Source organism: Streptomyces solincola (genome assembly GCF_002982015.1).
Classification (GTDB): domain Bacteria; phylum Actinomycetota; class Actinomycetes; order Streptomycetales; family Streptomycetaceae; genus Streptomyces; species Streptomyces solincola.
In genome coordinates, this window is the sequence record NZ_PVLV01000131.1 from 1 (window position 1) to 9958 (window position 9958).

Below are 9958 nucleotides of genomic sequence, written 5' to 3' on the forward strand. Positions count from 1 at the left end.
GCATCACCCCCGCCGCCCCCGCCACCACCCCCGCCACCACCGGCGACACCCTCAAGGTGCCCGGCTACGGGCGCACCCGCACCGAATGGGTCCCCAACACCCTCCACACCGGCGCCTTCACCACCGGCAGCGTCGACCCCACCACCTTCACCCTCACCGCCAACGGCATGAGCGACGCCGTCTGCCGAGGCGACGCCGGCGCACCCATCCTGCGGGAAACAGCCGGCGCCACCCAGCTCGTCGGCATCATCACCAAGTCCAGCCTCACCGGCTGCCTCGGCGAAGACACCACCACCCTCAACACCGCCGCCGCCACCCGCGTCGACGACCTCACCCTCACCACGCGACTGACCGCAGGACAGCAGCTCAAGCCCGGCGGCATGCTCATCGCCGGACCCACCACCCTGGCCATGCGCACCGACGGCGACCTCGTCCTCACCTCCGCCGCCGGCAAAACCCTCTGGTCCACCGGCACCACCGGAAACCCCGGCGCCACCACACGCTTCGACAACACCGGCAACCTCACCGTCCACAACAACGGCGGCACCAAGATCTGGGAATCCCAGACCACCGCCCCCGGCGGCACCCTCACCCTCACCCCCCGCGGCAACCTGCTGGTCCTGGACGGCCAGCAGCGGTCCGTCTGGTCCTCGAACACCGTCGTCCGGCACGACCACGACGGTGACGGGCGCAGCGACGTCGGCGCCTGGTACGCGTTTCCGAACGCCGTGTCGGACGCGCTGTACACCTTCCCGGGGCAGTCGGGCGGATCCCTGGGAGCGCCGCAGAAGTCGTTCACCGCGTCGACGGACGAGTACAACGCGGCGGCGATGAAGTTCGTCTCCGGTGACTTCAACGGCGACGGCCGCAGTGACACGATCGCGCTGCACGGCTACGGGGACACCAGCGTGAAGGCCTTCTTCTTCCCGGGGCTGGTCGACGGCGGCTTCGGTGCGCCGGTCCAGGCGTGGGCGGCCACCGCGAGCAGCGAGTACCACATCTCGTACATGACGCCGCAGGCCGGTGACTTCAACGGCGACGGCCGCGACGACGTGGCGGTCTGGTTCGCGGACGCCGGCACCGGCGTGACCAAGCTGGTCACCTTCACCTCCAAGCCGAGCGGCACCCTCAACTCGCCCTTCGTCTCGTGGACGGCTCCGGCCGGTTCGTGGCTGCGCTCCAGCACCAAGTTCGTCTCCGGCGACTTCAACGGTGACGGCCGCGAAGAGCTGAGCGTGTTCTACAAGCAGGGCGCGCAGGGCGTGAAGGCGTACGTGTTCGACACGCTGGCGAACGGCGGCTTCGGCGCTCCGGGGCTGCCCTGGTGGGAGTCCACGGCCTGGAAGTGGGAGCAGGCGCTGCCGCAGGCGGGGGACTTCGACGGTGACGGTCATGACGACGTCCTGGTCTGGTACGCCTACGACGACGGTTCGGACCGTACGTCGACCATGCTGTTCGAGAAGGTGGACGGCAAGGAGAGGTTCGGATCGGCCACCGTGTCGCTGGACGCGGCCAAGACCTACGACGTGGCCCGGCTGAAGATGATCACCGGCGACTACGACGGTGACGGCCGGGACGATCTGGCGATCATGAACCACGCACAGGACGACTCGGTGCGCCTGATCACCTGGACCGCGCGCCCGGACGCGAAGTTCAACGGCGGTCTGGCCGGCTGGTCCTCGAACCCCGGCGCCTGGTCCTTCCCGACCACCAAGCTGCTGACGACCTACAACTGATCATCCGCACGGAGCAGTGGGAGGGCGCCCAGCCGAGGCGCCCTCCCACTGCTGTCCGACGCCTCGCGCCGGTCCTGCCTCTCGATTCCCGCCTGCTTCCCAGGAGTGTCCTCCATGTCCGACCCCACCACCGGCCTCGACCGGCGCGCGCTGATACGCCTGACGGCCAAGGCGGCGGCGGCGAGCGCCGCGGTCATGGCGGGCGGGACGTTCGCCGGGCCGGCCCACGCCGCCGCGGCCGTTCCGTCTGCCCCCCTGCCGAGCCCGGTCCCGGGCGATCTTTCCGGAATGCCCCGGTCCCTCGCTCTGAGCGTGCCGCGGCGGGTGGGCCGGGACGCCCCCCTGCCGCCGCTGCCCGACCAGCTCGCGGACGGGCGGATCTCACCCCCCAGCCGCCGCGTGCCGTACGCGCGCAGTGCGCCGGGTTCGCGTACGGCGGTCACCGTCGACGTCCCGACCTCCCTGCCGTTCACGTTCAACCGCGGGGGCTACCGGATCCTGCCCGGGCTGCCGGAGGCACTGCGGCCCTGGCGCAACCGGCCGACGCCCTGGGACGGTGTCAGCCCGAACTCGACCAACCAGTTCCTGGACGCCGAAGGCGTCGTGCAGTTCCGTGCGGCCCGGGACCAGCCCGGTTACGACCACCCCGTCACGCAGATCCAGTTCGGGCTCGGCTGCGTCACGAGTTACCGCAACGAGACCGACGCCCACCGCCGGTCGGTGTTCCTCCTCCGTGCCGAGGCACAGGCCAAGCGGCTGATCGACCGCAGGGTGGAGGCACGCGGGGCGTGGTACTTCCCGTATCCGTTCGACTGGCGGAACGACCAGCACCCGGGGGTCGCCTACCAGGCCCCGTGGTACTCCGGCATGGCGCAGGGCGAGGCGATCAGTCTCTTCGTGCAGCTCGCCCAGCTCGACGGCGTCGACGCGCAGAAGCGGGAGCTGTACCTCCAGGCGGCCGACGCCGCCTTCGCCTCACTGCTGCGGGGTGACGACGGCTCCCCGTGGGCGGTGAACAAGGACGCGTCCGGATACCTCTGGATCCAGGAGTACCCGGGCGCCTCCCCCGGCACCGGGGACTTCACCTACAACGGCATGATCTTCGCCATGTTCGGGCTGTGGGACTACTACACCGCCACCGGCAACGAGCTGGCGGCGCAGTTGTACGACGGCGGCTGCACCACGTTGGCCCGCTACTTCCCGCTGCTGCGCAACACGCGCTGGCACTCCTACTACTGCCAGTCGCACCGAGTGCCCACCCCCAGCTACCACCAGCACCACATCGACCTGTACCGCCAGTTGCACTGGCAGACGGGCAGTGCGGACTTCGCCGCCCACACCGACACCCTGGTGGACGACTTCCCGGGCTCGATCGGTGAGGCGGGAGGGACCGTGGCCTTCGCGGCGGGCACCCACTCCCTGTACCGGCTGGACACCGCCGCCGAGGGGAAGTGGTCCCCCTCCAAGGAGGACGCCCAACTGGAGGTACGGAAGGTGACCTTCGCGCGCGCGACCCAGGCCCCGGTCGCCGTGCGCCGCCGCATCCAGGGACGGGGCGTCTACTACCTCATCAGCGCCGGCGCGTACGAGGGATGGTGGGTCGGCGAGACGTGGCCGACCGTGTTCCTGCGCGGGGAGTACCTCACCTACGGCTACCACCACCAGCGGACGGTCACCTTCCCCGGGGGCGACCAGGAGGTGGACGTCTACCGCTTCACCGAGGACGGTGCCGACGCGTCCATCCGCACCGTCTCCTTCGCCGCTCCGTCCAACGCCCCGACGAACGTCCGCGCCGTGGTCAACGGCCGGCCGATGTTCCGGATCACCGCGGGCGGCCTCGCCGGATACTGGGTGGCGGCGACGAGCGTCACGGCGGACAGCCGGCCCGGCACGCCGCCCGTGTGAGGGGCGCGTCCCAGCCGCCGCGCGAGATGGCCGGTCCTGCTCGATCGGGTGGCTTCAATCTTCGGCGTGATGTGCGTCAAGGCCGTTACCGGTCACCCTTGATGGGTCTCTTCACGCCGAATAGGGAAGTCACCCACCCTTCACTTACGATCCACACTTCACACAGTTCATGCCCATGGGGGGTACAGATCCATGACGGGTAAGAGGCGCGCCGCCGTCGGTCGCAGACGATTCATACGTCTGGCGGGTGGCACGGTCGCCGGCGGCGCCGTCGTCGGCGGCGGGGCGTTCACCGCGGTGGCGACCGGGGTGTTCGACGACCCGGTGGCCGATCCGTTCGCGCGGATGCCGCGTTCCCTCGCGCTCAGCCTGCCCGGCGGCACCGGCGGGGGCTCCGGCATACCGCTGCCGCCGCTGCCGGACCCCCTGGACGAGGGCACGGCGTCCATACCGGACACGCCTCCCCGCATCCCGTACAGCGAGAACATGCCCAACCCCCGCACCGGGGTGGACGTTCCGACCACGCTGCCGTTCGCGTTCCAGAAGAACGGCTTCACGATCGTGTCCGACCTGCCGGAGGCGCTCCGGCCCTGGCGCAACCGCCCGACCACCTGGGCGAACGCCACTCCGCCGGTCACCAGCCTGTACCACCTGAACACACAGGGCGCGTACATGTACTACAAGCCCGCCACCAAGGGCGGGACGAAGCCGGGCCCGGTGGGCTACGACCACCCGGTGGGGCAGGCCCAGTTCGGCCTCGGATGCATTTCGAGCTACCGGACCGAGAGGGACGCCACCCGCAAGGCCCTGTTCCTCAAGCGGGCAAAGGACCAGGCGAACCGGCTGATCACCAAGCGGGTCGTGACCCGCGGAGCCTGGTACTTCCCCTACCCGTGGGACTACACGCACGCCGAGCACAGCGGCGTCTCCTACAAGGCACCCTGGTACTCGGGCATGGCCCAGGGCGAGGTCATCAGCCTCTTCGCCCAGTTGGCCGGGCTGGACGGCATCACCAGCCAGGAGCGCACGCTCTACACCAACGCCGCCAACGGGGCCTTCGCCTCGCTGCTGCGCGGGGACGACGGCCACCCGTGGGTCGTGAACAAGGACCGGGCCGGTCACCTCTGGATCCAGGAGTACCCGTTCAAGTCGCCGGGCGCCGGCGACTACACGTACAACGGCATGATCTTCGCCATGTTCGGGCTGTGGGACTACTACCAGCTCACCGGCAACAAACTGGCGGCCGAACTGTACGACGGCGCCTGCACCACCATGGCCCGGTACTTCTCGCTGCTCCGCAACCCCCGGTGGTTCTCGTACTACTGCCAGACCCACCGCATCCCCGCGCCGACCTACCACCACCACCACGTCACGCTGTGGCAGCAGCTCCACGCCCAGACCAACAGCGCTGTCTTCGCAAACCAGTTGGACACGCTGCTGGACGACTACCCCTCGCCGGTGCTCGCCGCCGGCTCACTGATCGCGATCGGCAGCGGTACGCACACGCTGTACACGGTCGACGCCAAGACGGACGGTGGCTACTACCACGACAAGAAGACCGGAAAGGGTCAGGACAAGATCCTTTCCTCCAAGAAGGTCACCTTCACCCGGGCCACCCAGGCCCCCGTCAACCAGCGGCGCCGCATCAAGGGCGCGGGAATCTGGTACCGGATCTCCGCGGGCGCGTACAAGGGCATGTGGATCGGCGAGGCGTGGCCGAACGTCTTCCTGCGCGGTGAGCACATGGTGACCACCTACCGGATCCGGCGCACGCTCACCGTCCCGGCCAACGCCGCCGTGACGGCGTACAAGTTCGGCACCGACGGCGCGACCGGCCTCACCAAGTCGCTCAAGTCGGCCAGCGTGCAGCCCTTCCAGTTCGACCGGAGATCGATCGTCAACGGCCGTGCGATGTGCCGGATCGTGGCGGGCTCGCTGGCCGGGTACTGGGTGCCGGCGAACCAGGTCCTGACCGACGGCCGCACCTGACGGGCTGTCCCCGACCACCGGATCGACCCGCACAGCAGCCGACCGACCTTCGATGTCCGGTGCCCGGCAGTCGTTCGCCGACTGCCGGGCACCGGCATGACATACCGCAGGAGTACGCGCATGGCTCCGCAGCCCGTTCCATCTCCCCCGTCCTCTCCCCCCTCCCGGCGGGGCACGGCACGACGGCGTCCCCGGGCGTGGGCGGTGCTGCCGCTGGCGCTAGCCTGCCTGGCGGTGACGGGTGGCTCCTCCTGGGAGAGCACCCACGCCGGCGAACCGCGCCCCGGCCACGCCCTGGCCGGAGGCCTCGACCACAACGAGCTGGGATACCGCCACGCCGTCAAGGGGCAGGTCCTGTGGTTCGCGCTGCCCGGGCCGTACAACCGGTCGGGTCAGGACATGGAGATCACGGGCGGGGAGATCGTGGACCTTCCGGCCGGCCTGAAGGCCCTGGACTACGGAGTGTTCGACATCCGGGACACGGGCGGCACTCCGCTCCTGGCCGCCGAGGGGGCCCCTCACATGCCTGACTTCGCCCGGCTCAAGGACTACTCCAGCGGCTTCACCGTGCAGCCCGGCGGCTACGGCCACCACGTCCCGATGGTCCGCCTGCTCGTCACCGGGAAGGTGACCGAGGACGTCGAGCTGTGCAGGTACACCTACCGTCAGGGCAAGCTGCGCTACAGCCAGCTCATCGGCTGCGGGTTGGAGCTGCGAGTCGGAAAGTGATGAGCCGTGAAGTCAGACGATGCGGCGGCCCTCTCCATCGAGTCGAGGTGTCGAGCCCAGACCGCAGCCAGGGCGGATACTCATGCCGAAGGCGGTGCTCGCTGCTCATGTCCGAGCCGGTCAGAATTCCAATCGGCCACTGATGCGCACGACGTTGAGCCTGCTGAGGGCTGTCCCGTAAATGATCTCAGGGTCGCCTCGGGCATGGTTGGCCGCCGTGCGGCCCGCTTGCCTATCCGGCGAGAGCGAGGTTGTGCATACGTGCGACACCGAGCATGGCGTGGTGGACGCCGTCGCCCTTGAGGCGGCAGTCACGCAGGATCTTCCAGGTCTTCATGCGGGCGAAGACGTGCTCGACGCGGGCGCGGACCTGCTTGTGGGACTTGTTGTGTTCCTCTTTCCAGGCCGGCAGTTCGGTCTGGTCGCGCTGCCGGCGGTGCGGGATGACGAGGCCAGTGCCCGGGTAGCCGCCGTCGGCAATCGTGGTGGTCTTGCCGACGGCGGCCTTGGCGCCGGACTCCTCCCCTGCCTTGCAGCCGTTGCGCTTCCCGGCGAGCGGTCGGCCGACCACGACGACCAGGCGGGTATCGGCGTCGATGACGACCTGGTGGTTGGTGGAGTACCGGTAGTTCTTCGGGCGCTCGGCGATGGCGTGGTCGCGGGTGGGTACCAGGGTGCCGTCCACGATGAGCACGGTGTCTTTGGCGAACCGCTTGCGGGGCGGGAGTGCGAGCAGGGGGCCGAGGTGGTTGATGACTCGGCCGGTCGTGGACTTCGAGACGCCGAACAGTGGAGCGAGCTGCCGCAACGTCAGGTTAGTTCGCCAGTAGGCCGTGACCAGCAGCACTCGGTCTTCCAACGGCGGGCTCGACGGCCGCCCTTGGTGAACCACATCTGCTCCATGGCGCCGGAGCGTGGTCAGCAGTTTGCCGAAGCAGCGCGGGCTCAGCCCTGCGAACGGGGTTATCCAAGACGGCTCCGATGCCGTGATCACACTGGCCACATCGTGATCATCGCCCAGGCCGGCCTCATGCCGAGATAATCCCACAGCTACGCTGCTCGGGGCAGTCCACAGTGAGCAAGACCCTGGGGAAACCGTGAACCGACCACTGCTGTTCCTCGACGTGGACGGGCCGCTCAACCCTTATGCGGCCAAGCCGGAGAGACGTCCCGACGGCTACACCACACTCCGAGTTCCCCGGAACGATGTCCATGAGGCCGACAGGGGCCTTGCATCCCGACGGCGCCCCCTGCGGATCTGGCTCAATCCGGAGCACGGACGAATCCTGCTCCAGCTCGGCTTCGAGCTTTGCTGGGCCACCACATGGATGGACGACGCCAACCGGTGGATCGCACCGGTCCTCGGCCTTCCGGAACTTCCCTTTGTGGACTTCGGCGACGTCCTGCTCCAAGAGCGCCCTGATGGAGTTCACTGGAAGACAAGACCGCTGGTGAGCTACGCAGGCGGCCGTCCCTTCGCCTGGGTGGACGACGAGCAGAGCGATCTGGATCAGACCTACGTGACCGCCCACCACCAAGGACCCGGGCTCCTCCACCACGTCAACCTGTGGATCGGCCTACGCGAGAACGACTTCCACACGCTCGCCGACTTCGCCCAGTTCCTGGACACTTCACGAACCACCGGCTGAGCACCTCGCCAGCTCGGCAGGCCGTTCCGCACTCGAGGCCGAGATCTTTGCGGGACAGCCCTTGGGGGATGACGGCCCTCGCGCCGTTTCCTCCTCAAGGCCCACGAGCAATGCTGGGCACGAGAGCCCTTGCGCCCATCTATGCAGGAAAGCGCAACCTCGAGGCCAGGCCCCACAGGTCCCTCAGGAGCGCAGCCCAGTGACAGAGGCTAAGCCACGCGAACAGACCTCTCAGTTGTTCCGCACTCCGACCCTGTGGTAGCCCCGTGCAGGTCGCACGGAGCTGACCACCGGCAGCCACCCAACCTCAACGACACACTGGCGACAGCAGCTGGGGCGGCTCGGGCCGAGCGCCTCTGCGGTCATGCGCAAGATCCCGGTGATCCTCATCAGGAATACTTCCGGTAGAGGTCTCGATCGCGCCACGAGTCGGAGAACGCATCCAGCATCGCTTCGTACAAACGCAGGTTGCTGACGTCGTCCCCTGGATCGGCTGCCCTGCTCCGGATTTCCCCTTCGACCTCAGCCCACCGCAACTCATGCATCAGGAAGCAGACCGTCTCAACCACCCCGTCGACGAGCGAGTCAAGCATGACGCCGATCTCTATCACGAAATCAGACCGCCGCTCAGGGTTCTTCTGAACAAGGTCGAGAATGGATTCCAGATCCTCCTGTAGCTCCTCTACACCACTCGTCTCAGACGCGATTCGAAGCACCCGGTGCACCAGACCACAGAAATTCTCCAGAGGGTCAACAATCCGGCTTTCCCCACGCATGAATGTACTTTCCATTGACATCTATTCCGTCTCTACCGAAGGCGTCGATGGCGGCCTTCTCTGCGTGCTTTCCGTGGGACCGAAAGTGCCCCGACTTGTTGTCTAGATAAACGACTTGCCCGCCCTTGGTCTTGAACTCTCCAGCAGCGGTTACCGGACCGCCACCAGATATACTCACGTGTCCCGCTGTCCTCTTCCCGATCACTAGCCGACCGTCCTCGAGTACAACGTACGCGTAGTTCCCCGATCGAGACAAGGCAGTCCCAGGCGCGATGGCCTTGAACCACTCCGGCTTGTCCTCAGGATGCAAGTTGACGAATATGCGAGGATCCTCGCCGGATCGGGCGCTCAGCAAGACGGGATGCGCTACCGCATTGAACGCCGCCCCGACGCCGGCCTTCACCGGAAAGCGAGGTTTTGCACCACAGACCGATGGCAGCTTCTTGGCCCTCTTGGCATTCATATAGGTGTCGATTGCGTCGTCGATCTTGGTGAGGAGTCTGAGCTTCCCGGCGGGGATGATTTCGGTGAGTGCGAGGGCGCAGTCGCCGAAGGTGGGGTCCTTGATGCACTTTTCGGTGTTGGCGAAGAGGTAGGTGCGGGCGAAGTCCGCGGCGATGGTGAAGTGCTCGCGGGTGCGCTCGTGGCGTGCGTCGGCTTCGTCGCAGGGTTCGTAGGTGTGTCCGTGCGGGAAGAGTCTGACGCACTGCTGGTTCTTGCGGTTCTCCTTCTTCTTCTGCGCCGCCTGCTGCTTCTCGTGCTCTTCCTTGTTCTTGCGGATCTCTTCCGCTATTTCCTTTTCCAGTTCCTCCTTGGCCTGGGCCCATGCCTGGCCTGCCAGGCGGTTGGCGTCGTCGGCGTCCTTGCCGGCGGCCAGGGCCGATGCGCGGGCCTCGGCAGCGGAGAGGTCCGCGCGCGTGGCGGAGTCGCGTGCGTACTGTGCGGAGAACTCGGCTTGTGCGGCGGAGTCCTCGGCGGCGTCGGCGTCGCGGTCGGCGGCTGCGGCGGCGTTGCGGGCGGTGATGGCGGACTGCTTGGCCTGGGCCGCGCTGGTCTCGGCGGCGGTGGCCGCCTTGTCCGCGTCCGCGGCATGGCGACCGGCCTCATCGGCGGACTTGGCGGCTTCGGCTGCGGCCTCGCCTGCCTCGGCCTTGGCGTTGTTGGCCAGGGCCGC

Annotated in this window: 7 protein-coding genes and 1 pseudogene; 5 read left to right on the forward strand and 3 right to left on the reverse strand. The window is 67.9% G+C overall.

Translation table 11 applies throughout. The features are described 5' to 3' along the window. The 4 genes from C6N75_RS10690 to C6N75_RS10705 form a co-directional block, all read left to right on the forward strand. On the forward strand, positions 1-1736 hold a 1736-nt coding region (locus C6N75_RS10690; RefSeq protein ID WP_105868634.1), incomplete at its 5' end, for an FG-GAP-like repeat-containing protein. A 114-nt stretch (positions 1737-1850) separates the two neighbouring features. Next, a complete protein-coding gene (locus tag C6N75_RS10695; RefSeq protein ID WP_105868635.1) occupies positions 1851-3641 on the forward strand; it encodes a D-glucuronyl C5-epimerase family protein in 1791 nt (596 codons plus the stop codon). Between the two features lie 192 nt (positions 3642-3833). Then, positions 3834-5630, forward strand: coding sequence for a D-glucuronyl C5-epimerase family protein (locus C6N75_RS10700; RefSeq protein ID WP_105868636.1), 1797 nt, complete (start codon positions 3834-3836; stop codon positions 5628-5630). Positions 5631-5864: 234 nt separating this feature from the next. After that, positions 5865-6359: a hypothetical protein gene (locus C6N75_RS10705; protein ID WP_146132542.1), complete on the forward strand. Its 495-nt coding sequence runs from the start codon at positions 5865-5867 to the stop codon at positions 6357-6359. A 232-nt stretch (positions 6360-6591) separates the two neighbouring features. Here the strand turns inward: C6N75_RS10705 and C6N75_RS10710 are convergent, their stop codons facing one another. Next, on the reverse strand, positions 6592-7362 hold the full coding sequence (locus tag C6N75_RS10710; RefSeq protein WP_105868638.1) for a transposase: 771 nt from the start codon (positions 7360-7362) through the stop codon (positions 6592-6594). A 94-nt stretch (positions 7363-7456) separates the two neighbouring features. On the opposite strand from C6N75_RS10710, the gene C6N75_RS10715 reads away from it, so the two are divergent. Beyond that, entirely contained in the window at positions 7457-8008 is a 552-nt protein-coding gene (locus C6N75_RS10715; protein ID WP_105868639.1) for a hypothetical protein, read from the forward strand. Between the two features lie 389 nt (positions 8009-8397). Here the strand turns inward: C6N75_RS10715 and C6N75_RS10720 are convergent, their stop codons facing one another. Together C6N75_RS10720 and C6N75_RS30635 are read right to left on the reverse strand one after the other, a co-directional pair. Further along, positions 8398-8724 carry a hypothetical protein gene (locus C6N75_RS10720; RefSeq protein WP_181160435.1) on the reverse strand — a complete coding sequence of 109 codons (327 nt, stop codon included), beginning with the start codon at positions 8722-8724 and terminating at the stop codon, positions 8398-8400. 34 nt (positions 8725-8758) lie between these two features. Continuing rightward, positions 8759-9958, reverse strand: a pseudogene (locus C6N75_RS30635) (hypothetical protein); the annotation flags it as partial.

What these genes read in the sequence shown, in the direction of transcription:
- C6N75_RS10700 (WP_105868636.1), top strand. Translation starts at nt 3,834, where the DNA reads ATGACGGGTAAGAGGCGCGCCGCCGTCGGTCGCAGACGATTCATACGT.
- C6N75_RS10695 (WP_105868635.1), top strand. Translation starts at nt 1,851, where the DNA reads ATGTCCGACCCCACCACCGGCCTCGACCGGCGCGCGCTGATACGCCTG.